Annotated in this window: 12 protein-coding genes; 4 read left to right on the top strand and 8 right to left on the bottom strand. The window is 57.1% G+C overall.

Annotated features, from left to right (window positions below; all coding sequences use genetic code 11):
• Positions 1-151: 151 nt before the first annotated feature.
• The gene (locus ACZRKO_RS19370) at positions 152-538 is read right to left on the bottom strand and encodes a tautomerase family protein (RefSeq protein WP_463738869.1); all 387 of its coding nucleotides are present in this window, start codon (positions 536-538) and stop codon (positions 152-154) included.
• Entirely contained in the window at positions 538-846 is a 309-nt protein-coding gene (locus ACZRKO_RS19365; protein ID WP_463738868.1) for a carboxymuconolactone decarboxylase family protein, read from the bottom strand. The genes ACZRKO_RS19370 and ACZRKO_RS19365 overlap by 1 nt, the downstream gene beginning before the upstream one ends.
• 98 nt (positions 847-944) lie before the next feature.
• Here ACZRKO_RS19365 and ACZRKO_RS19360 point away from each other — a divergent pair, with 98 nt between their 5' ends.
• Together ACZRKO_RS19360 and ACZRKO_RS19355 are read left to right on the top strand one after the other, a co-directional pair.
• Positions 945-1,826, top strand: a complete 882-nt coding sequence (locus tag ACZRKO_RS19360) for a LysR substrate-binding domain-containing protein (protein ID WP_463738867.1) — start codon at positions 945-947, stop codon at positions 1,824-1,826.
• 401 nt (positions 1,827-2,227) lie between these two features.
• Entirely contained in the window at positions 2,228-2,971 is a 744-nt protein-coding gene (locus tag ACZRKO_RS19355; protein ID WP_463738866.1) for a helix-turn-helix transcriptional regulator, read from the top strand.
• Here the strand turns inward: ACZRKO_RS19355 and ACZRKO_RS19350 are convergent.
• Entirely contained in the window at positions 2,952-3,602 is a 651-nt protein-coding gene (locus ACZRKO_RS19350; RefSeq protein ID WP_463738865.1) for an acyl-homoserine-lactone synthase, read from the bottom strand. The two genes, ACZRKO_RS19355 and ACZRKO_RS19350, sit on opposite strands and share 20 nt — an antisense overlap.
• A 439-nt stretch (positions 3,603-4,041) precedes the next feature.
• Here ACZRKO_RS19350 and ACZRKO_RS19345 point away from each other — a divergent pair, with 439 nt between their 5' ends.
• Entirely contained in the window at positions 4,042-4,821 is a 780-nt protein-coding gene (locus tag ACZRKO_RS19345; RefSeq protein ID WP_463738864.1) for a (S)-acetoin forming diacetyl reductase, read from the top strand.
• 88 nt (positions 4,822-4,909) lie between these two features.
• Here ACZRKO_RS19345 and ACZRKO_RS19340 read toward each other — a convergent pair whose 3' ends face one another.
• The 4 genes from ACZRKO_RS19340 to bla form a co-directional block, all read right to left on the bottom strand.
• Positions 4,910-5,776 carry a helix-turn-helix domain-containing protein gene (locus ACZRKO_RS19340; RefSeq protein ID WP_463738863.1) on the bottom strand — a complete coding sequence of 289 codons (867 nt, stop codon included), beginning with the start codon at positions 5,774-5,776 and terminating at the stop codon, positions 4,910-4,912.
• Positions 5,777-5,856: 80 nt separating this feature from the next.
• Positions 5,857-6,192, bottom strand: a complete 336-nt coding sequence (locus tag ACZRKO_RS19335; RefSeq protein ID WP_463738862.1) for an SMR family transporter — start codon at positions 6,190-6,192, stop codon at positions 5,857-5,859.
• Positions 6,192-6,854, bottom strand: a complete 663-nt coding sequence (locus ACZRKO_RS19330) for a TetR family transcriptional regulator (protein WP_463738861.1) — start codon at positions 6,852-6,854, stop codon at positions 6,192-6,194. The genes ACZRKO_RS19335 and ACZRKO_RS19330 overlap by 1 nt, the downstream gene beginning before the upstream one ends.
• A 195-nt stretch (positions 6,855-7,049) precedes the next feature.
• Positions 7,050-7,937 (bottom strand): class A beta-lactamase, encoded by an 888-nt coding sequence (gene bla / locus ACZRKO_RS19325; protein ID WP_463738860.1) that lies wholly within the window; start codon positions 7,935-7,937, stop codon positions 7,050-7,052.
• Positions 7,938-8,101: 164 nt separating this feature from the next.
• On the opposite strand from bla, the gene ACZRKO_RS19320 reads away from it, so the two are divergent.
• Entirely contained in the window at positions 8,102-8,968 is an 867-nt protein-coding gene (locus tag ACZRKO_RS19320) for a LysR substrate-binding domain-containing protein (protein WP_463738859.1), read from the top strand.
• Between the two features lie 78 nt (positions 8,969-9,046).
• On the opposite strand, the gene ACZRKO_RS19315 is transcribed toward ACZRKO_RS19320, so the two are convergent.
• Entirely contained in the window at positions 9,047-23,455 is a 14,409-nt protein-coding gene (locus ACZRKO_RS19315; RefSeq protein WP_463739042.1) for an Ig-like domain-containing protein, read from the bottom strand.
• Between the last annotated feature and the right edge of the window lie 302 nt (positions 23,456-23,757).

Below are 23,757 nucleotides of genomic sequence, written 5' to 3'. Positions count from 1 at the left end.
TCAAGCGTCTCCTTCGCGGTTTTAATCACCCTAATGGAAAGCGACTTAAGCGTCCAATTTTGCCTGGATGGGTGGTCAGTGGACTGGCTGCGCAGAGACAAAGCATCCCGGATCTGCTGATGAAGCGATTACTGAGAAGCTGATCCCCGAATCAGCCGCCGGGCTGAAACATCTCCCCGCCGCTAAAACTCCACTCCTGCGACGTATTGAACTGAATCACCACCATCACATCATCCGGATCAATGCCCAGCAGGGAATGCAGCCGTTCACTGAGTACGCGGTAAAAATTTTGCTTCTGTTCAGACGTACGAGGTTTGCCCGCCACAATATGGAACAGCATAAAATCGTGGCTGCGCGTCCCGCTCAGATAGTGCGGGTCAATGCTGCGCTGCGCATCCGGCAGTGTCTCAATGATTTGAAAACGGTCATCCGGCGGTACCGCGAATTCGCCGACCAGCGCCTGATGCAAAATATCGGATATCTGCCGCAGCGCCGCGTCACTGTATCCCTGACGCAGGGTGATTCGGGTCAGCGGCATCAGCGTTCTCCCTCATTCAGACAGCCCAAAGCGGAAACGGCGGCGGGCCAGCCCGCATAAAAAGCCAGATGCGTGAACACTTCCGTGATTTCCACCGTCGTTAATCCGTTTTGTCTGGCAAAGCCGATATGCCAGGGAAGCTGCTGGACGCGGCCCAGCGCAGTCAGGGTTGCCAGTGTGATCAGGCTGCGCTCGCGCGCAGAGAGTTCAGTACGCGCCCAGATATCGCCAAACAGGACATCCTGAGTCAGTTGGGCAAGTTTGGGGGCAATCAGGGCAAGGGAGTCACGATCAAGGGAAGCAGACATAATATTTTCTCCAGTGGGGGAGAAACCATTCTGGTGCAATGCTACGATGCGGAAAATCAAAATATTCACAACCCACAATCCCGCATACAAGGATGATAATGGACAAACTTCCCGTCTCCCTCGACACCGATGCTTTGCGCAGTTTTGTTATGGGCATTGAGTCCGGCAGTTTTGCTCTGGCAGCGAAACACCTGTGCCGTTCAACCTCGGCGGTCAGCGCCCAGTTAAAGAAACTGGAGCAGCAGTGCGGCGCAACGCTGGTGATAAAAAGTGGCCGTCATTTGGTGCTGACCACCAGCGGCGAAATGCTTATCAGCTATGCGCGGCGTTTGCTGGCGCTAAATGATGAAGCGCAGCTTGCCATCAAAGGCGAATTACTTCAGGGCGAAGTGCGACTGGGGATGCAGGAAGATTTTGGTGAATCCATCATGCCGGAGATCCTCGGCAAATTCAGTCAGCAACATCCGGGATTGCGCCTGTCGGCGCAGGTCGACCGGAATCAGGCACTGCTCAACGGCATGGCGCAGAATAAGCTGGACCTGGCGCTACTGTGGCAACCGGAGCAGGATGTGCCAGACAGCCAGCTTGTCGGCCAGTGTCAGCTGGAGTGGATCCACCACGAGGAGCGGGATATTTCCTCGTTCCAGATGCGCGGTGAACCGCTGCCGCTGGTCATGTTCGATGCACCCTGCCTACTGCGTTCCCGCGCCATCTCGGCGCTGGATAAGGCCGGTATTGCGTGGCGCATTGCCTTTACCTGCCACAGCCTGAGCGGTATCTGGGCCGGTGTACAGGCGGGGCTTGGCGTCACGGTACGCACGCGGATAGGGCTGCCCTCCACGTTACAAGTCACTGACAGCCTGCCTTCCCCCGGCCGATTGGGCATTTCGGTATGGCAAAGAAGCCAGCCTGCCAATGAAGCCCTGCATTTATTGCACCGGCTGATGGTCGCCAAAGTAAAAACATTTACCCTGCCCTGACAACTGAAAAATGGCCACCTGCATGACGGATAAAATGAGGGGCCAACGGTGCAAATGCGTATATTTTCTGAGCTGATAATCACGGAGTGGTTGATAAATAAATCAGGGGGAGAAATCTGGAGAACTGAGGAAATGGAAAGGAGTGAAACTGATTGTCGCTACAGAAGTTGCACTTGCGTAAACAAATGCACTTCTGTAGCATTTTTTTATTATTAACGCGGGTATTTCCCTGGCACTGGCTAATGTTGCCACCTGACCCATAAGATCAGGTTTTTACTAATATGTGACTGTTTTTATTATTATACGGATGCTGGCACAGTACGGTAGTTGTACTAAGGTGCAATCAGGCACTGTACTTTTAGACGCAAAAGGACGCAGCGGTTGGCGTTGGGAGACGGCGAATGTTTTCAGGTTTGAAGAATGATGACAAAAAAATAGAAACGCTCCGCGATTATATCAACAGAAAGCTTGAGGTCTACGGCAGCCCCAGATATACATATATGGTCATCAATAAAAAGAATCCGGCGGATATTTTTATTATTTCCAGTTACCCGAATGAATGGATTGATCTCTACGTCGGGAATAATTATCAGCATATTGACCCCGTCGTACTGACGGCATTCCGACGCTGTTCGCCTTTCTCGTGGGATGAAAACATCACTGTCCTGTCAGATCTCAAATCCTCAAAACTCTTCTCACTGTCTAAAAAACATAACATCGTTAATGGCTTCACCTTTGTGGTTCACGACCAGATGAACAATTTGGCGATGCTGTCGCTGATGATGGACAACCATGCTGAAAAAACGCTGGAAGTTAACGTTGCGCGTGACCTCGACAAACTGCAAATGCTGTTGATTGAAGCTCATGAAAAGATGCTGATGCTAAACCAGAATGCGCCAGGGGTGGCATCGCGCATGGGCATTCTTACAGCCGGCAAAACGATTTTATCACCACGGGAAAATGAGGTGCTTCACTGGGCCAGTATGGGGAAAACCTATCAGGAGGTGGCGCTGATCACGGGTATTACCACCAGAACGGTGAAATACCACATGGGAAACGTGGTGAAAAAGTTGGGAGTCATCAACGCCAAACAGGCAATCAGGCTTGGCGTTGAGCTTGAACTAATTAAGCCCGTTCTTTCATAGCGGGCAACGACATTGGCCAGGCGCGCAAATCCGCGTCTGAGCCTTCCAAAAACTCTTGAATAGGCCGAGCCATGTTGGCCTGGTCTTTCTGTTCAGTCGGCAGACGCAGCAGATAGATACGCTCTTTTTCGCTGACATACGCTTCTTTAACCACCTCAACGTCCCAGCCGGTACGCTTAATAATAGTCAGCATGGCGCGGCTGACGATCGTGTAGATCCCCGTATGGGCAAAATGGCGGGAGTAATTGATCGTCGACAGAAAGAGGATATAGCTTATCGGATAACGGCTACCTAATAACTCTTTAGCCCGGGCTTTATCGACAAAAAAACGGCTCGATTCAATGTAACGCCCCGCCGGTAATTCCACATCATCAAACAGCGCATGGAAAGTATGGGTGATCATGTTAGGCAGATGCAGATCGATAAAGCGGACGCTACAGATCAACTGGTCGTGATAAATACCCAGAAGATAGCGTGTGTCTTTATTATCGTACTCGTCGAATTCCATGTCATTGCTGCATTTTACCGCCCAATTCAGGCGATCTTTAAAGGTTTTTTTTCTCAGTTTGTAAAGGTCCTCAGACCGTATGCCAGTAAGCTCGCTGTAGCTGACATCGAAAATTTCTAACATTTTCGTTCCTGATTTTAATATGTCTTGGGTGGTATATAGTGAATTAAATTTCATCATCACGAAAGTAAACTATTTGGGTGCGCAAAGGCATATTTCTTTAACGTCACGCTTTTCAGTTCCTGTCCGTTCTGATATTACAACCGCGCCGCTTTTGGGTCTCTGCCCGCAACAAATTCACTCCGTTACGCCCAGTAAACCATATATACATTGTGGACATAAAGCCATGCGCTCTTTTTTCCTTCGCGTCTGCGACTGCCCCCTCAGCTTTACACTTTCCTCCCTTCCTGGTTGTCAAAACAGTTACTTCCCGTGGCTAACATTTGCGCCTACCCCTTTAGGGGGGTAAGAATAATCTTAGCTTCCCGGCAGCATTCAGCGGGTCCGAGATCCGTCTGTTTGTGGGGAATCCCCTGAAACTCATACAGAGAGGATAAGCAGTATGTCTGATCATGGAAAAGTGGCATTAGTAACAGGTGCAGGACAAGGGATCGGCAGAGCGATTGCGCTGAGACTGGCAAAAGACGGTTTCGCCGTTGCGGTGGTGGATTTTAACGCAGAAACCGCCAACAGCGTGGCGCAGGAGATTAACCAGGCCGGTGGGCGGGCTATCGCGCAACTGGCTGATGTATCAGACCGCGATCACGTCTTCGCTGCCGTCGACGCGGCGAAAAACCAGCTGGGCGGGTTTGACGTGATCGTCAATAACGCCGGTATCGCGCCAACCACGCTGATTGAAGACATTACACCGGAGATTGTGGATCGCGTTTACAACATCAACGTGAAAGGCGTCATATGGGGCATTCAGGCCGCCATCAAAGCCTTTAAATCGCTCAATCACGGCGGGAAAATCATCAATGCCTGCTCACAGGCCGGACATGTGGGCAACCCGGAACTGGCGATTTACAGCTCCAGCAAATTCGCCGTACGCGGACTGACACAAACCGCGGCACGCGATCTGGCCCCGCTTGGCATCACGGTTAACGCCTACTGCCCCGGCATTGTGAAAACACCGATGTGGGAAGAAATTGACCGTCAGGTTTCAAAAGCCGCCGGTAAACCGGTCGGCTACGGAACCGCAGAGTTTGCCAAAAACATTACCCTGAAGCGTCTCTCCGAGCCGGAAGACGTGGCGGGCTGCGTCTCCTACCTCGCCGGGCCTGACTCCGATTATATGACCGGACAGTCGCTATTAATCGACGGCGGTATGGTATTTAACTGAGTTACAGGCTTTGTCCCAGATAAAAAGCCTCCGTATATCGGAGGCTTTTGCTTTTAGCGTAGTGCGCTGACCTGTTGAAACTAGCGCGTCATACCACCGGAATATAATATTCGCAGGTAATGCCGTTACGCGCCGTAGCCTGCGAATATTTTTCCAGGTCATGGCTGATGCGAAATTGCAGGCCCAGCGTCGGTAAAAACACCGAGTAAACATAAAGAATGTAGTTGTTCAGCCGTCCGAGTTCGTGCGGGTAGTCGATCTTCAGGTAACGCCCGGCCGGAACGGTCAGCGTGGCGGGCTGCTCATCGTGATGCCCCGCAATCTTCTCGCGCCCCACGGTATACTCCATCTCCATCACCGAGGTTTTTTCCTCACCCGGACCGCAGTTCGACACCCCCCACACTTCCCCCTGCAATGATTCCGGCTCTTTGAGGTAGCTGTGCAATGCGTCGCGGTGAACGTGGTTTTTCGGGTTAAATAACTCTTCGATAGGATAGGTATGGCGCGTGGTCTGGCCGACAAACGCCATTTCCGGCAGCTCAACAATGTCATACGCCGGCTGAGGAAAATCATCCAGCAGCAAGGGCGCAGTCACCCCTCCCATGTTCCATTCGCGGTTGCGGCGAAACACGGCGGGCGTCTCGGCGAAATTCTTTTTAAACGATCGCGTAAAGGTTTGCTGCGAGTCGTAGGAGTAATAGAGCGAGATATCCAGAATGGGCATGTTGGTCAGACGCAGAGCAATCGCCGCCATCGTCAGGCGACGGTCGCGGATATATTTCCCCAGCGCATAACCAGTTTTACTCTTAAACAACCGTTGCAGATACCACGGCGAATAGCCGGTTTTCTTCGAGGCACTTTCCATGGTCAGACGATCGTTCAGATTCACTTCAATCCAGTACAACAGCTCCTTGATGAGCTCGTCATGAAAATCGGGTTTATCTATGTTGTACAAAATGAACTCCAGACTGTCCTGATAATAAAGCGGGCGTCCGCGCCACAGACGCGGAAAAATGTGGCCACCTGCCCCGTGACTTAATGTGCAATCGATTTTGAAAAGACGTTCACCACAATCACACCCGCGATGATCAGACTAAGACCGATGATGGCCGGGGTGTCGAGCTTCTGCCCGTAATAAACCCAGCCAATCGCCGACACCAGCACAATACCGACGCCGGACCAGATCGCGTACGCGATACCGGTCGGCAAGGTGCGCAGCGTCAGTGACAGCAGGAAAATCGCCAGCCCATAACCGGCAATGCAAAGCAGGCTCGGCCCGATCCGGGTAAAACCTTCAGAACTTTTGAGGCTGCTGGTGGCGATCACTTCGGCCACAATGGCAATGCCAAGGTACAAATAGGTGGTGAACATCAGGCGGTTCCTTGTGCCGGAAAGGCGTCAAACGTTGAAGGTTGCCGTAACTCGAGAGTGATGGCGCGGTTAAGATTACGGGCCACACGCTGTGTGGTCAGGCCCAAAGATGCCAGACGCGCCATTCCGTCGAGGCTGCTGCTCAGGCCGATGAGCCGCCACGCGATGTCGTCCGCGCACTCTCCGGCAACAAAATCTCCGCTCCGGCGGCCATCATCAATCACTTGCTTCACCAGAGCGTGCCAGTCAGACAACGAACTGGCGAAAGCAGTTCGCATTAATTCATCCTGCTCGGTGAGGAGCATCGCTTCACGCCACAAGCGAATGGCGCGGATGTACTCCTCGTCTTTGGCATCAATAAGGTAAAGCTGAATGCGTTCGAGCGGCGCCAGACAGGCGCTGCTGGCTGCCAGCGATTGCTGCAGGTTGCGCATTACCAGTCCGTAGGCGTCAGCGCGCAGTGCGGCGGCGCTGGAAAAATGATGATGAACCTGCCCCGCGGCAGTGTCGGCTTCGCTGGCAACCCGGCGCACGGTGGTCGCCGCCAGACCTTCCTCCAGCGCCACCCGTGCCGCCGCCTGCAAAATGGCGGCTTTACGATCTTCTTTACACAGATAAACCACGAGAGTAACCGGCAGGAAAGGGAGTAAGCCGTGCATCATGTCAAATCTTGGACGGGCGTTCAAGATTTGAGAACGTTCGTTCGCAATAAACTTTTGTGACAGGTCTGACGTTTCGCCGTGCAAGAAGGGGAAGGCGTTGGCTTATCTAAGAAAATCTATTGATTAAGGCAGGAGGGGAAAACGGGGGAGCTGTTGCCGTGAAGAGAGAGGGGCTTGCGCCCCACTCCCTGGAATTTACAGACCTGCTGCCACAATTTTAGCCGCTGCCGCTAACACATCCTTGCGGGCTTTGGCATCCTGATGTGGCTGGGTGAAGTAAGTCACCAGCACCAGCGGGGCGTGGTTTTCAGGCCAGATCACCGCGATATCGTTGGTGGTGCCGTAGTCGCCGCTGCCGGTCTTATCGCCTACAACCCACGAGGCTGGCAGGCCTGCGCGGATACTCTCAGCACCGGTGGTATTGCCCTTCAGCCATTCTACCAACTGCGCGCGCTGTGGTTCGCCAAGTGCTTTGCCCAACGCCAGATTTTGCAGGCTTTTTGCCATCGCCAGCGGCGACGTGGTGTCACGCTTATCACCCGGAATGGCGGTATTCAGCGTCGGCTCAGTGCGGTCAAGGCGGAACGTCTTATCACCGATTGAACGCGCGAATTTCGTCACGCCAGCGGGACCACCGAGCTCGGCGATCAGCTTGTTCATGGCCGTATTATCGCTGTACTGGATGGCTGCAGCGCCGAGTTCACCCAGCGTCATGCCGGTGTCGAGATGTTTCTCCGCGATCGGATTGTAGTTAACCAGATCGGCTTTTTTTATCTCAATGCGCTTATTGAGCAACGTTTTGTTCGTTTCACTCTGTTTTAACACCGCCGATGCGGCCATCACTTTGCTGGTGCTGCACATCGGGAAACGCTCTGCGCCACGATACACAATCTGCGAACTATCCGCCGTATTGATCAGCGCCACGCCGAGACGGCCGCCGGAACTTTTTTCCAGCTCAGCCAGTTTCTGTTTAATGGTTGCCGCATCAGCAGACGTTTGGGCAAACACAGGCGCACTGCCAAACAGTAATGGCATTACGGCGGCGGCCATCAGGGCCGTTTTACGGAAAGTATGTGTGATCATGTCATCTCTTATTTCTGAGGGAGGTTAATCGTCACAGAACATCGGGAAGATCCAGAATTTAGCGAATTTCCCTTTCTGATGGGCAGGATAATCGGCGATTCACCCGATATTGACAAGCGAGAAGAATTTCCTCTAGCCTAAAGAAAATCTAATGGATAAACACAATGCGATCCAATCTCCCTCTTAATGCCCTGCGCGCTTTCGAAGCCTCTGCCAGACACCTCAGTTTTACCCGGGCGGCGATGGAGCTGTATGTCACCCAGGCGGCGGTCAGTCAGCAGGTGCGTATTCTGGAAGATCGTCTGGGGATGGTGCTGTTTAAGCGATTGCCGCGCGGTCTGGAAATGACGGATGAATCACGGGCGCTGTTTGCCGTACTGACTGATGCCTTCGGCCATATCGAGAATGTCTTCAGGCAGTTCGAAGGCGGTCAGTATCACGAGGTGCTCACCGTGGCGGCCGTCGGGACTTTTGCCGTTGGCTGGCTTCTGCCTCGCCTCGAACAGTTCCGACAGGAGCATCCTATCGTTGAACTGCGGCTGCGTACCAACAATAACGTGGTGAATCTGGCCGCTGAAGGGCTAGATTTTGCGATCCGCTTTGGCGCAGGGCTGTGGCCCTCGACGCATAATGAAACGTTATTTGATGCGCCGCTGAGCGTGTTATGTACCCCGGCGACGGCCCAGCGCCTTACCTGCCCGGCGGACCTGTTTAAAGAAAATCTACTGCGATCTTACCGTGCCGACGAGTGGGACAACTGGTTCACCGCCGCGGGCGTCGTGCCTGAAAGAGTCAACGGTGCGATCTTCGACTCCTCACGCCTGATGATTGAAACCGCCATCCATACTGGCGGCGTGGCTCTGGCGCCATCCAAAATGTTCGCCCGTGAGCTCGATAGCGGCCTGCTGGTCTGCCCGTTTGATATCACCATCAGTCAGGGAAGCTACTGGCTCACCCATCTGAAATCAAAACCCATGACGCCGTCGATGGAACTGTTTCGCGACTGGCTTTTGAGAGAAGCACAGGCGTAGGGGGATTTTCTGGCAAAAAAAAACGGGAGCTTTCGCCCCCGCTTTGGTGTTGCGGATCACCCTAACTTATACCGCTAACTAGACCACCGTCAGTTGATGGTTAGCCAGCAGCGTCGCCAGATCTGTATGGACACCGGTCAGTGTCACAACGGTCGTCGGTGCGTAGCTTGCGCCGCTGCCGTCACGGTCAATCTGAATCACGGTGTCACTGCCGCTGGTGGTGACTTTGACGTAATCGCCGATGTTGCCTGCCGCCGAATCCAGCGTTGCCACACCGTTGACGTAACTGGCGCCGCCGGTGCCGGTATAGCCGCTGCCCTGCAACAGGTCGCTGATGTCAACGCGGTCAGTGTCTGCCGTGCCTTCCCACGTGCCGACAGTAAAGCCGTTCACCGTGTCAGACCCGTTGCCACCGGTGGCATCCGTGCTGTTAATCAGCTTGTACAACAGCGTGTCGTGGCCACCGTTACCGATGTTGAACGTGTCGTTGCCGCCGCGTCCTTCAAAGATATTGTTGCCACTGTTGCCGGTGATCACATCATCATGATCCGTCCCGGCAATTCCTTCGATACCGTTGAAGGTCGCGGTGTTGTAGCCGGTGTTTTGCGCGCCGGTGTTGCTCAGGTCAACCGTGATCCCCACGGTAGAATTCCTGAAGTCGACGATATCTTCGCCGCCGGTCGCACTCCAGGTCGCGTGGTTGGAAGTGGCTTCCCAGCCGCCGGAACCCACGTAGGTATAGCTCCCCTCCTCAGCGATAAACGTATCGTTATAGCCCGTGCCGGTTATGGTGCCGCTGTGGCCTCCCGTGGCGGCATCGGCGGTGAGCGAGTAGCTTTCCTTACCGTCACCGGCCACCAGACCGTCCCAGGTGGCATTGCTTGAAACGCCGTTAATCGCACGTACCAGCACCGCCGAGTAGGTTTCGCTTGGATCCAGCCCGTAGAAGTTCACCAGCGCCGAGGTGTCGTTGGTGCCAAGACCTGACTGGGCGTTAATCACTTCCGAGGCCACCAAAATACCGGCTGAGTTGAACAGTTGCACGGTGTTGCCGTAGAACACGTTAATGCCTTCGCCATCCAGAATACGCAGGTGAATCGCCGTCCCTTCGGCGATCTTATTGGTATTTTCGATCAGCTGAACTTTGCCATTCACCTGCGAAACCAGCAGGTCAACCGCGCCGTCCCAGTTGTAGTCCATCGTCGCGATACCGGTGACGTTAGCCAGACCGGTTTTCAGCACGCTGGAACTCCAGCTGGTGCCTTTGTTGTTGTTGGTATACAGCGTGGCGGTTTGTGAACCGCCGTAAGTCGTCAGTTTGATGATGTCCATCTGACCATCACCGTTCCAGTCCACCGCCGCTGAAATATACCCGGCGCTGCCATTCGAGGCCTCGACCAGGCTCTTGGTCGTGGAGAGCGTACCGTTACCGTTGTTGTAGTAGATCACCCCACCGGTTTGCGTACCCGTACCGCTGCCAATGTACAGGTCCATATAACCGTCGCCGTTAAAATCGGCCCAGGTCATGGACGCCGCCGTCGTGGTATTCGCGGCGTTAGCCACAAACACGTTGGCGATGCTCTGCCCAAGCGTCAGTTTGCCGGTACCGTTGTTATTGATAATGCTCAATGCATTGGTGCCGCTGCCGTTAGTGTGCTGAACCAGATCCACAATACCGTCATTATTGATATCGATACCGGACAGCTCGCGGTAGGTCACGATGGAGGTCAGCCCCGCCGTACCGCCGGAGCCGTCCAGCCCCATCACGCCTTTGTTGTTGACCAAATAGGTACGGGAGTCACCCCCGGCATCGCCGTAGGCCAGGTCCAGATAACCATCACCGGTTTTGTCATAGGCGATCACGCCGCCGTACCAAATGGTGGTGCCCATCGCCCATGACGTGCCGCTGTAGTTGGTACCATCGAAGGTCCAGACCGGTTGCTTCGAGTCACCGTAATAGGTGTCTGTCGCAATAATATCGGCAGTGCCGTTACGGTCAAAGTCAGCCAGCGTGCTGCTGACCAGCGTACCGGCATGGGCATTGGTCAGTTTGTTGGTCGAATAGGCATCGACCCCAGAACTGCTGTACGCCACCTGGTTGGCAAACAAGGACCACAGACCGTGGCTGTTGACACCAAAGGTCATGGCATTGTTATTGCTGTTACCCGCCGTACTGGCCCAACTGGTGTCATGCACTACGTCTGCGGTCACCGCCAGAGAGCCATGCGCAATCGACGTGTTATTCCCGTTACCGGCTCCGCTTTTCACCTGCGCGGTGACGTCGTAAGTTTGCAGACCGAGCGTGGCGGAATCCGGCACCTGCAAATACCAGGTGTTGGCGGCCGGGTCCACCACCACGCGACCGCCCTCTTGCGAGGAGTACGTCACGCCGTTCACCGTCACCACCACGTACTGACCGTTAACCAGATCCGCCGACACTGTACCGGTCAGAATTGGCGTGGTATCTGCCGTGTTCAGTGCATTCACCGACGCCGTCGTCGTTGGGATGCTGGTGTCGAGCGTCAGATCGAACGCTGACGAATCCGTGATGTTACCCGCCAAATCCACCGCTTTAGCGATGTACTGATAGGTCCCATCCGCGCCTAGCGTATCGGCGAAGGTCCACACCGTGCCGTTGACCGTGGCATGGCCGACCATCACGCCGTTGCGCCAGATTTCCAGTATTTCACCGGTCGCCAGCCCGGTAGAGAGCGAGCCGGTCAGCAGCGGCGTGGTGTCATCGGTAATGACGTTAGCACCGAAGCTGCCCTGACGTTCGCCGGTATCATCCGTATAAGTATTGATGGTCGGCGTGGCGTCCGGACTCAGCGTATCGATGGTGACATCGCGGTTGCCCGTCGCACTGACGTTCCCGGCGGTGTCGATCACCCGGACCTGATAGTGATAAACGCCGTCGGTCAGCGTGCGGCCATCATCGAAGGTCCAGTTTTTGCCACTCACATTCACAAACTGCCAGGTGTTGCCGCCGTCGAGACTGATCTGCCCGCGCTCATCGCTGCCCAGCGCGGCGCTGAAACTGCCGCTCAGGGTCAGCGAGGTATCGCTGGTGATGAAGTCGCTGGCCGACGTACCGGTGTCGGTGCTGATGGCGTCTACCGTCATGGTCTGGGTTGGCGCAGTGGTATCGATAATCACCACCTGCGACGCGGTCTGACCCACGTTGCCTGCCTGATCCACCACCCGCATCTGGTAGGTGTAGCTGCCGTCAGTCAGGGTGCGGCCATCGGTGTACGTCCACGTCGTGCCGGTCACGTTCACCGTGGTCCAGGTTGCCCCATGGTCCATACTGATTTGCGCGACTTCACCGACTGCAAGTTTTGCCCCCAGCGAACCGTTGAGAGTCAGCGAGGTATCACTGGTAATGAAATCGTTGTCGCTCAGGCCGGTGTCACGGGTGATGCCGTCAATGCTGATGGTTTCACTGGCGTCCGGTGCTACGGTATCGACGGTCACGTTTTGCGTCGCGGTCTGGCCAACGTTTCCGGCCTGATCCACCACCCGCACTATGTACTGATGCACGCCGTCGGTCAGGGTGCGGCCATCCACGTAAGACCACTGCGTGCCAATGACCGTGGTACTGAGCCAGGTTGTGCCACCGTCGAGACTGATCTGCACGGTTTCATCATCCAGCAGGCTGGTCGCCAGCGAACCATGAACGGTCAGCGTCTGGTCAGAGGTAATGAAATCATTGCCGCTCAGACCGGTGTCATCGCTGATGCTATCAATAGTGATGATTTTGCTGGCATCCGGCGGCGTGGTGTCGACAGTGACCACCTGATTGGCCGTCGCGCCGACGTTACCTGCCTGATCAATCACCCGCAGCTGATAGTTATAATCCCCATCGGCCAGCGTGCGGCCATCTACGTAGGTCCAGTTCAGGCCACTGATATTCACATCAACCCAGGTTTTACCCCCGTCGATACTGATCTGCGCATGTTCGTCGCTGGCGAGTGCCGCGCCCAATTTGCCGCTCAGCGTCAGCGTGTTGTCGCTGGTGATGAAATCGTTGGCATCCAGACCGGTGTCACGGGAAACCGCATCAATCGAAATCGACTTGCTAGCATCCGGTGCCACGGTGTCGATCACCACATCCTGCGATGCCGTGGCCCCCACGTTGCCCGCCGCGTCAATCACCCGCACGGTGTAGGTGTACGTGCCGTCTGCCAGTTGGGTGCCCTGCGCGTAAGACCACGCCGTGCCATTCACTGTCAGATCAATCCAGGTCGCGCCGCCGTCGAGGCTGATTTGCGCCTTCTCGTTATTACCGAGCGTGGCGGTCAGGCTGCCTTTCATCGTCACCTGATTGTGATCAGTGATGAAGTCGATGCTGCTCAGGCCGCTGTCGCCGTCAATGCTGTTGATGGCGATGCCCATGGACGGCGCCGTGGTATCTACGTTGATGTCATGATGGTCAGACGCGCTGTTGCCAATGCTGTTACTGACTGACGCGTTGATCACATAGCTGCCGCCATCGGCCAGTGCCTGTACCGCGCTGGCGCTCAGGGTGTATTTCCAGCTGCCATCGGCTGCCACGGTGGTGGTGTAACTCTGCCCGTTCAGCGTAATGGTCACCGTCTGGCCCGCTGCTGCACCGGTGGTGGTGCCGCTTATCACGTGCGAGGTGCCGTGCTCGGCGGCGCTGACCACATCGTCACCCGCGAAGGTGTCGATGCTGATAGTTGGCGCGGCACCGCTCAGGGTGACGGTTTTGCTGTCAGAAATGCTGTTGCCCGCGACGTCGGTCGTGGTGACGCTGACCACATAGCTTCCGTCGGTTGCGCCGAGGAAATCAGACGCCGGAACGTTGATTTTCCAGGTGCCGTCCGCAGCCACGGTCGTTTTGTACTCACGGTGATTGAAAGTGACGATGACCGGCTGCCCGGCTTCGGCATCGGTGGTGCCGCTGAGCGTCTGGCCTGCCAATTGTTCGGCGCTGTTGATCACATCGTCACCGGCGACGGTGTCGAAAGTCAGTGCCGGTGCCGTGGTATCCACCATCAGGTCATGCGTCTGGCTGACGCCATTGCCCGCTTTGTCATTGACGGTGGCAGAAACGGTCAGATTGCCGTCAGTCAGGGTCGCCAGATCGGCGGCAGGCACAGACAGCGACCAGGTACCGTCGGCATTCACCGTGGCGGGGTAGTCTTTGCCATTGAGCGTGACGGTCACGGTCTGACCAGCTTCGGCACTGGTGCTGCCTTTGACGGTCAGGTCCTGCCCGCGTTCGGCGGCATTGAGCCTGTCGTCGCCGGACAGGGTATCGATGCTGAGCGTTGGTGCCACGCTGTCCACGCTGAGGTCATGATGGGTAGCCGTGCTGTTACCGGCGCTGTCATGCGCACTGGCCGTCACGGTCAGCGCACCTTCCGCCAGTTTTGCCACGTCACTGGCCGGAACGTCGAGCGTCCAGCGGCCGTTGAGCAATACGGTGGTGGTGTACGAAACACCGTTGAGGGTCACGGTCACCACGGTGCCGGATGGCAGCAAGGTGCTGTCGCCGCTGATGGTCAACGCCGCGCCTTTCTCCGCCGCGTTGATCACATCATCCTGCGCCAGAGTATCGATGCTCAGGGCCACGCTGGCCGCGTTCACCTCAATATCGTGCGACGCCAAACCGGTGTTCCCGGCGGCATCAGTAATGCTGGCGGTCAGGGTGAAGGTGCCGTCAGCCAGCCCTTTGATCACATTGGCAGGTACGCCAATGCTCCAGTTGCCGCTGGCGTCTACGCTGGTGGTGTAGGTTTTACCGTCGATAGTGACGAGGACGTTATCGCCCGCCGCCGCACCGGTGCTGGACCCGCTGACGATCTGCGCCTGACCGTGTTCAGCCAGATTGATCACGTCATCGCCCGCCACGGTATTGAAGCTGACGGTTGGCGGCGTGGTGTCTACCGCGACGTCACGCGCAGCAGTAGAAGGGTTGCCTGCCTTATCGGCGACCGACGCTTCGACGCGGTAATCGCCGTCGGTGAGCTTCGCCAAATCAGCCTGTGGCACGGTGGTGCTCCAGCTGCCGTCAGCCTGTACGGTCGCGGTGTAATCCACGCCGTTCAGTTTCACAGTGACGGTCTGGCCCGCTTCGGCGGTTGAGGTACCGGAAAGCGTCAGATCCGCGCCTGCTTCGGCCGCGTTCAGCACATTGTCGTCGGTGATGTTATTGATGGTCAGTGCCGGTGCGCTGGCATCCACGCTCAGTTCATGCGACGCGCTGGCGCTGTTGCCATTCACACTGTTCACGCTGACAGAAACACTGGCGTCGCCGTCTTTCAGCTTCGTCATGTTCGCCGCCGGAACGGTGACTTTCCACGAACCGTCAGCCTCGACGCTGGCCTGATAAGTATGACCGGCGAAAGTCACCGTCACCTTCTGTCCCGCTTCCACATTTTGCGTGGAACCGGAGAGCGTCAGGTCAGCCCCTTTTTCAGCGGCGTTAATCACGTTATCGGCGGTCACGGTATCCACAGAAACCGCAACGGCGGCCAGATCCACCTCAACCGTGTGCTGAATCTGCACCGGGTTACCGGAGGCATCCGCGCCGCTGGCCGTGACGTTGATAGTGCCCGCTGGCCATGCTGAGACATCAGCCGCCGGAACGGCAGCGCTCCAACTGCCGTCAGCTTTGATGGTAGCCGGATAATCCACACCGTTGACGTTCACGGTGATGCTGCTGCCCGGTGTCAAATCGCTGCTGGTGCCGCTGATAATCAGGTTCTGATGATGTTCAATGCTGTTGACCACATCGTCGCCCGCCACGGTATCCACGCGCAAGCCCGGCAGATTGGCATTCACGCTGATATCACGCGAACCGTCGCCGCTATTGCCGTGACCATTGGTCACGGAGGCAGTGATAGTCAGGCCGCCGTCGCCGAGCGCGGTCAGATCCTCGGCAGGAACGGTAACTTTCCAGCTGAGATCCGCTGCAACCGTCGCCGTATAGGTTTTACCTCCAATATTAACGGTGACAGTGTCACCCACCGCCGCATGGGTCACGCGGCCAGAAACCGTCTGATCAACGGTAATTTCTGCCGCATTCAGGATGTTATCTGAGGTCACCGGATTGATGACAACCGTTGGCGCCGCAGTGTCCACCAGCAGATCAGCGGTGTTGCTGATGCTGTTGCCGATATCATTGGTGGCGCTGACGGTCAGGGTGTAGTTGGCTTCACCCAGTTTCGCCACGTCGCCTGCAGGAATGCTGAGCGTCCACTGGCCACCGGTCATAGTGGTGCTGTAGTTTTTGCCGTTCAGGTTGACGGTCACCGTCGTACCGTCTGCCAGATTTGAGCCGGTGCCGCTGACGGTCAGGGCTTCGCCCTTCTCGATGGTATTCAGCACGTTGTCCACGGCAATCGCATTAAAACTCAGCGCCGGAACGCCGGTGTTGACCACCACGTCGTGGCTGCCGGTGCCGGTGTTACCTGCGGCGTCGGTGATACTGACATCAATGCTGTGGGTGCCGTCGTTCAGGCCGCTGACCACATTGGCCGGTACGCCCACGCTCCAGTTGCCGCTGGCGTCCACGCTGGTGGTGTAGGTTTTACCGTCGATGGTGACGAGGACGTTATCGCCCGCCGCCGCGCCGGTGCTGGACCCGCTGACGATCTGCGCCTGACCGTGTTCGACCAGATTGATCACGTCATCGCCCGCCACGGTATTGAAGCTGACGGTTGGCGGCGTGGTGTCTACCGCAACGTCACGCGCCGCGCTCGACGGGTTGCCTGCCTTATCGGCGACAGACGCATCGACGCGGTAATCGCCGTCGGTGAGCTTCGCCAAATCAGCCTGCGGCACGGTGGTGCTCCAGCTGCCGTCAGCCCGCACGGTCGCGGTGTAATCCACGCCGTTCAGTTTCACAGTGACGGTCTGGCCCGCTTCAGCGGTTGAGGTACCGGAAAGCGTCAGATCCGCGCCCGTTTCAGCCGCGTTCAGTACGTTATCGGCGGTGATGTTATTGATGGAAATCACCGGTGCCGTGACGTCAACGTCATACTGCTGCGCCGCATTGGCGGTGTTGCCTGCCACGTTGGTGACATTCGCCACTACGCTGGCGTCGCCGTCTTTCAGATTCGTCATGTCCGCCGCCGGAACGGTGACTTTCCACGCACCGTCAGCCTCAACGCTGGCCTGATAAGTGTGACCAGCGAAGGTCACATGGACGGTCTGCCCCGCTTCCACATTTTGCGTGGAACCGGAGAGCGTCAGATCCGCGCCCTTTTCCGCTGCGTTCAGCACGTTATCTGCCGTAACCGTATCGATGGAGACGGCGACCGAGGCCAGATCTACGTTAACGGTGTGGCTAATGCTGACCGGGTTACCGGCGCTGCTGCTGCCCTCAGCGATGATGTTCAGGTTGCCTGCTGGCAGGTTGCTGACGTCATTCGCCGGTATTGCCGCGCTCCAGCTGCCGTCCGCCAGAATGGTGGCCGCGTAGCTTTTGCCGTTGAGAACCACGGTGATGCTGCTGCCCGCTGCCAGATCGCTGCTCGAACCGGTGATAATCAGGTTCTGACCATGCTCGATGCTATTGATCACGTCGTCACCGGCCACGGTGTCGATGCGCAGGCCCGGCAGGTTAGCGTCAACGCTGATGTCGCGCGAGCCGTTGCCGGTATTGCCGTTGACGTCGGTCACGCTGGCGGTGACGGTGAGGCCACCATTGCCGAGCGCCACCAAATCGGTAGACGGTACGGTCACTTTCCAGTTGAGATCGCTTTCCACGGTGGCCTGATACGCTTTGCCGCCAATATTAACGGTCACGGTATCACCCGCTGCCGCACCGGCGGTCACATGGCCGGAGATCACCTGTTCAACCGCGATTTCTGCGGCGTTGAGGACGTCGTCACTGGTGATGCTATCGATGGTCACGCCCGGCAGCGTGGACGCCACCTGAAGTGACTGGCCCTGACTGTTGCTGTTGCCGTAAGCATCCGTGCCGCTGACCGTGACCTGATACATCGCCTCGCCCAGCGCGCTCAGGTTGGCCGCCGGAACGTTAACGCTCCAGATACCGCCGGTCACGGTGCCCTGATAATCCACGCCGTTTAGCGTCACGGTCACTTTCGCGCCGTCGGTCAGACCGCTGGCGGTACCGCTGATGGTCTGATCGCTGGCTTTTTCGACGTCATTCAGTACGTTATCGCCGGTAATGGCGTCAATGGTGAAGGTCGGCAGTTGGGTGTTGACGGTCACGTTTTGCGCATCAGTGCCGGTGTTGCCTGCTTTGTCGGTGATGCTGGCGGTGATGGAGACTGAACCGTCGGCCAGCCCTTTCACCACACCCGCAGGCACGCCGATGCTCCAGTTGCCTCTGGCGTCAACCGTGGTGGTGTATTCATGGCCGCCGACGGTGACCAGAACGTTGTCGCCTGCCACGGCACCGGTGCTGGTCCCGCTGATCATCTGCGCCTGACCGTGTTCGGTGGCGTTGATCACATCATCACCTGCCACGGTATTGATGCTGACTATCGGTGCGGTGACATCCACCAGCACGTCGCGCGCGGCGGCTGACGGGTTACCTGCCTTATCGGTGACCGACGCTTCAACGCTGTAGCTGCCGTCGGTGAGTTTTGCCAAATCGGCCTGCGGTACGGTGGTGCTCCAGTTGCCGTCAGTCTGCACGGTCGCGGTGTATTCCACCCCGTTCAGTTTCACGGTCACGGTCTGGCCCGCTTCGGCGGTCGAGGTGCCGCTGAGGGTCAAGTCCGCGCCCGCTTCGGCGGCATTTAGAATGTTATCGCTGGTGATGTTGTCCACCGACAGCACAGGGGCCGTGGTGTCTACGCTCAGCTCATGACCGGCGGTGGCATGATTTCCATTCACGCTGGTGACGCTGACCGTGACGTTCGCATCGCCATCTTTCAGTTTGGTCATATCCGCCGCCGGAACGGTGACTTTCCACGCGCCGTCTGCCTGCACGGTTGCCTGATAACTGTGTCCCGCAAACTGGACGTTTACCGTCTGACCGGCTTCCACATTCTGCGAGGAACCGGACAGCGTGAGGTCAGCGCCTTTTTCGGCCGCATTCAGTATGTTGTCCGCGGTCACGGTATCAATCGACACCGCAACACTGCTGAGATCTACCGTCACGGTATGACCGATATTCACCGGGTTACCTGAGATATCTGCCGCAGTGGCACCAAGAGTCACGCTGCCCGCCGGCCACGCAGCCACGTCAGAGGAAGGCACGGCGGCGCTCCAGCTGCCGTCAGCCATAACGGAAGCCTGATAATCAACGCCGTTGATAGAAACCGTCACGGTGCTGCCCGCTGGTAGATCGCTGCTGGTGCCGGTCACGATCAGATTCTGCTGGTGTTCGATGGCGTTAATGATGTCATCGCCTGCCACGGTGTTGATACGCAGGCCCGGCAGGTTGGCGTCCACGCTGATGTCGCGTGAGCCGTCGCCGCTGTTGCCATGATGATTGGTCACGGAAGCGGTGATCGTCAGGTCGCCGTCGCCCAGCGCAGTCAGGTCCTGCGAAGGCAGGGTCACTTTCCAGCTCAGATCGCCTTCTACGGTGGCGCTGTAGGTTTTTCCGCCCACATTCACGGTGACAGTGTCACCCGCTGCGGCACCGGTGACGCGCCCGGAGATCACTTGATCGACCGCCACTTCCGCTTCGTTCAGCACGTTGTCTGCCGTCACCGCGTTGATGACCACGGTCGGAATGGCGCTGTCGACCAGTAATGTGTGGCTGGCGCTGCCAGTGTTGCCATCGGCATCGGTGGTGCTGGCCGTGACGAGATAATTCGCTTCGCCCAGTTTTGCCACGTCGCTGGCCGGTACGGTGGTGCTCCACACACCGCCGGTGACCGTGGCCGCGTAGTCAGTGCCGTTCAGACTGACGGTCACGATGCTGCCGTCGGCCAGATTACTGGTGCCGCTCAACAACAGGTCAGCGCCCTTTTCGACTGCATTCACCACATCGTCACCCGCGAGGGTGTCAATGGTCAGTGCTGGCGTGGCGGTATTCACCATCACGGTTTGCTGATCGCTGCCGGTGTTACCCGCTTTGTCGGTGATACTGGCAGTGAGGGAGACTGAACCGTCGGCCAGCCCTTTCACCACACCCGCCGGTACGCCGATGCTCCAGTTGCCGCTGGCGTCTACCGTGGTGATGTATTCATGGCCGTCTACGGTGACCCGCACTTTATCGCCTGCTACGGCACCGCTGCTGGTGCCGGTAATGACCTGCGCCTGACCGTGTTCGGTGGCATTGATTACGTTATCGCCTGCGGTGGTGTTGATGCCCACTACCGGTGCGGTGACGTCAACCAGCACGTCGCGCGCAGCAGCTGACGGGTTACCTGCCTTATCGGCTACCGAGGCTTCGACGCGGTAGTTGCCGTCGGTGAGTTTAGCCAGATCACCCTGCAAAACCGTGGCGCTCCAGCTGCCGTCGGCCTGCACGGTTGCGGTGTAATCCACGCCGTTAAGTTTCACGGTGACAGTCTGGCCAGCTTCGGCGTTTGAAGTACCGCTGAGAGTCAGATCGGCGCCCACTTCGGCGGCATTGAGAATGTTGTCGCTGGTGATGTTATCGACCGACAGCGTCGGTGCCGTGGCATCTACGCTTACCTGCTGGCCTGCACCGGCACTGTTGCCGTTCACGTTAGTGACGCTGACAGTCACGTTGGTGTCACCGTCTTTCAGGTTTGCCATATCGGCGGCAGGCACCGTGGTGCTCCAGACGCCGTTGGCGTCCACCGTGGCGGTATAGGTGTGACCGGCGAAGCTGATGGTAACGGTCTGACCGGCTTCGACATTTTGCGATATGCCGGAAAGCGTCAGATCTGCGCCTTTTTCCGCGGCGTTGAGCACGTTGTCAGCAGTCACAGGATCGATGGCAATGGCGACCGGCGAGAGGTCAACCTCAATGCCGTGGTCAATCTGTACCGGGTTACCGGAACTGTCCGCGCCGCTGGCGCTTACGGTCAGGCCACCGGCTGGCCAGTGTGCTACGTCTATCGCCGGTATCGCGGCACTCCAGCTGCCATCGGCTTTGATGGTCGCGGGATAATCAACGCCATTGATGGTGACGGTGATGCTGCTGCCCGCCGCCAGATCGGTACTGGTGCCGGTGACGAGCAGGTTCTGCTGGTGTTCGATAGCATTAACGATGTCATCGCCCGCCACGGTGTCGATGCGCAGGCCCGGCAGGTTGGCGTCAATCAAAATGTCACGCGAGCCGTCGCCGGTGTTGCCGTGGCCGTTGGTCACAGACGCGGTGACGCTCAGTTCGCCGTCGCCGAGAGCGGCCAGATCCTGCGCCGTAAGGGTGATTTTCCAGCTCAGATCCGCTTCCACCGTGGCGCTGTAGGCTTTGCCGCCGACATTAACGGTGACGGTGTCGCCTGCGGCCGCGCCAGTGACGCGCCCGGAGATTGTCTGGTCGCTGCCGATTTCGGCCTCGTTCAGAATGTCATCGCTGGTCACGCTGTTGATGGTGACAATCGGCAGTGCGCTGTCGACCTGCACAGAATGCGTGATGCTCGTCGGGTTGCCGTTGGCGTCGGTCGCGCTGAGATTAAGAGTGTAACGGGCTTCGCCGAGCTCGGCCACGTCAGCCGCCGGTACGGTGGCGTTCCATAGCCCGCCGTTGACGGTCGCGGTGTACTCTTTGCCGTTGAGGGTAATGGTGACCTGCGTGCCGTCGGCCAGATTACTGGTGCCGCTCAGTGTCAGATCATGTCCCTTGGCAACAGCATTGATCACGTTGTTTTCCGCCAGCGTATCAATAGTCAGATTCGCGCTGGTGGTGGTGACCGTGATTTCCTGAGTATGGCTGCCAGTATTGCCTGCGGCGTCGGTGATGCTCACGCCGACGGTATAGCTACCATCAGACAGGCCTTTAATAACATCGGCCGGAACACCTACGCTCCAATTGCCGTTGGCATCCAGCAGCGTGGTGTAAGTGTGGCCGTCGATGGTCACGGTGACTTTGTCACCTGCCACTGCGCCGCTGCTGGAACCGCTGATGGTCTGCGCCTGCACATGCTCCAGACCGTTGATCACATTGTCACCGGCGATGGTGTCAATACTGACGGTTGGCACCGTGATATCGGCGGTAATAGTGTGTTCTGTACTGCTGCTGTTCCCGGCTTTGTCGCTGACAGAGGCGCTGATGGAGTAGTCGCCGTTGGTCAGTGTGGCGACGTCAGCGGAAGGCACAGTGGTGCTCCATGAGCCGTCGGCATTGACCGTGGCTTCATAGCTTTTGCCGTTAAGCGTCACGGTGACTTTCTGCCCTGCTTCGGCATCGCTGGTGCCGCTCAGAACCAGCGCCTGACCGGATTCAGCGGCGTTGATCATGTCGTCCGTTGACACCGTGTTAATAGCAAGCGACGGCGGCTGAGTATCGACGGTAAGCGTCGCGCTGCCGGAAAGGGTGTTGCCCGCAGTGTCTTTACCGCTGACCGAAACGGTGTGTACGCCGTCTGCCAGTGCGGCGGCGTCAGCAGCCGGAACAGTGAGGCTCCATGCGCCGTTGTCGCCAACGGTGGTCTGGTAAGTTTTACCGTTAAGCGTCACGGTCAGCGCGGTGCCGGAGGCCAGATCAGAACTTTGCCCGGAGACGGTCACCGCGGCGCTCTGTTCAGCCGCGTTCAGTACGTTGTCGCCCGCGAGCGTATCGAGAGTCAGCGTGGCATTGGCAGTGACAACGTTCAGGGTGATGTCACCGGCTGAGGTGGTTTTATCGCCGTTAATCTGCACCACGGAATATTGATGCGTACCTGCGCTTTGCGCGGGCAATTGGGCTGACCAGGTCCCGTTGGCCGCCACCTGTGCACTGGCGATCACGCTGCCGTTCGCGTCTTTAATCTGAATGCTGGCACCCGGCTGGCCGGTACCGCTGAAGGTCGGTTGGGTGTCGTCGGTTACGTCGTGGGTGCTGAGTAACCCCTGACGATCGCCCTGTTTGTCGCTGACCATAAAGGTCGGATTCGCCACTTCGACGTCTTTGGTATTGTCGATAACGGTAGTGCCGCCGCCATCGTTACCGCCGTGTGCCAGCAGTGCGCCCACCGCGCCACCGCCCAGCACGCCAGCGGCAATCATGCCCCACGGCAGATCGCTGAACGTAGCGTCGATCATCAGCGGGTCAAGGCTGGTCAGTATGGTTTCTGTCGGGTGAAGAATAATGGACTGTAAACCCAGTGCGTCGCCGGTATCGGCGAACTCAACGTGGGTCAGGGTCCGGGTGGCGTCGTCCTGGAACACCAGTTCGCCATGGTTCTGCTCACCATCTTCGACGAAATAGCCATTGCAGCGGATGACGCTGCCATCTTTCATGTGGATCAACAGATCTTTGCCTGCGCGTTCATAACGCGCAACGTCATGCGCGGAGGCATGCACCATCACTACGCTCGGTTCTTGCAAAAAAACAGATAAATTGCCTTCACTGGCTAAAGCCGTTTTTACCGCCGTTTTACGGGAAATAACATCAACCACTTTACTCACGGTAATACTCCTTAATTGTAAATTATTCTGTTGGTGATCAATTGAATCTGGGGAAAGTGCAAAGAAAAGAGTGACCGTCGGATCATCATTGTCGGGAGGGTGATTTATGCAGCAGAGAGGAAAATAATTAACACACTGATTTTATGTGAAATTTTAGTGGGTTAATTGCCCTACGCGTGGATATGATTCAACCTTACTCATTTTATTGAGATGTCACAAAGCACGGGAGTGACCCGTTATTATTTTATTGATGTATGCGGATTGATTAAATAGAGAAATCAAATGCGGCAGAACAGACTTTCATTATT

It is taken from the genome of Ewingella sp. C233, assembly GCF_055407225.1.
Note: the sequence above shows the minus strand (reverse complement) of the source record. Positions and strands in the feature narration are given on the sequence as shown.

Coding starts and splice junctions, on each gene's coding strand:
- ACZRKO_RS19335 (WP_463738862.1), bottom strand. CDS start 6,192: ATGTTCACCACCTATTTGTACCTTGGCATTGCCATTGTGGCCGAAGTG.
- ACZRKO_RS19320 (WP_463738859.1), top strand. CDS start 8,102: ATGCGATCCAATCTCCCTCTTAATGCCCTGCGCGCTTTCGAAGCCTCT.
- bla (WP_463738860.1), bottom strand. CDS start 7,937: ATGATCACACATACTTTCCGTAAAACGGCCCTGATGGCCGCCGCCGTA.
- ACZRKO_RS19345 (WP_463738864.1), top strand. CDS start 4,042: ATGTCTGATCATGGAAAAGTGGCATTAGTAACAGGTGCAGGACAAGGG.
- ACZRKO_RS19350 (WP_463738865.1), bottom strand. CDS start 3,602: ATGTTAGAAATTTTCGATGTCAGCTACAGCGAGCTTACTGGCATACGG.
- ACZRKO_RS19365 (WP_463738868.1), bottom strand. CDS start 846: ATGTCTGCTTCCCTTGATCGTGACTCCCTTGCCCTGATTGCCCCCAAA.
- ACZRKO_RS19330 (WP_463738861.1), bottom strand. CDS start 6,854: ATGATGCACGGCTTACTCCCTTTCCTGCCGGTTACTCTCGTGGTTTAT.
- ACZRKO_RS19370 (WP_463738869.1), bottom strand. CDS start 538: ATGCCGCTGACCCGAATCACCCTGCGTCAGGGATACAGTGACGCGGCG.
- ACZRKO_RS19355 (WP_463738866.1), top strand. CDS start 2,228: ATGTTTTCAGGTTTGAAGAATGATGACAAAAAAATAGAAACGCTCCGC.
- ACZRKO_RS19360 (WP_463738867.1), top strand. CDS start 945: ATGGACAAACTTCCCGTCTCCCTCGACACCGATGCTTTGCGCAGTTTT.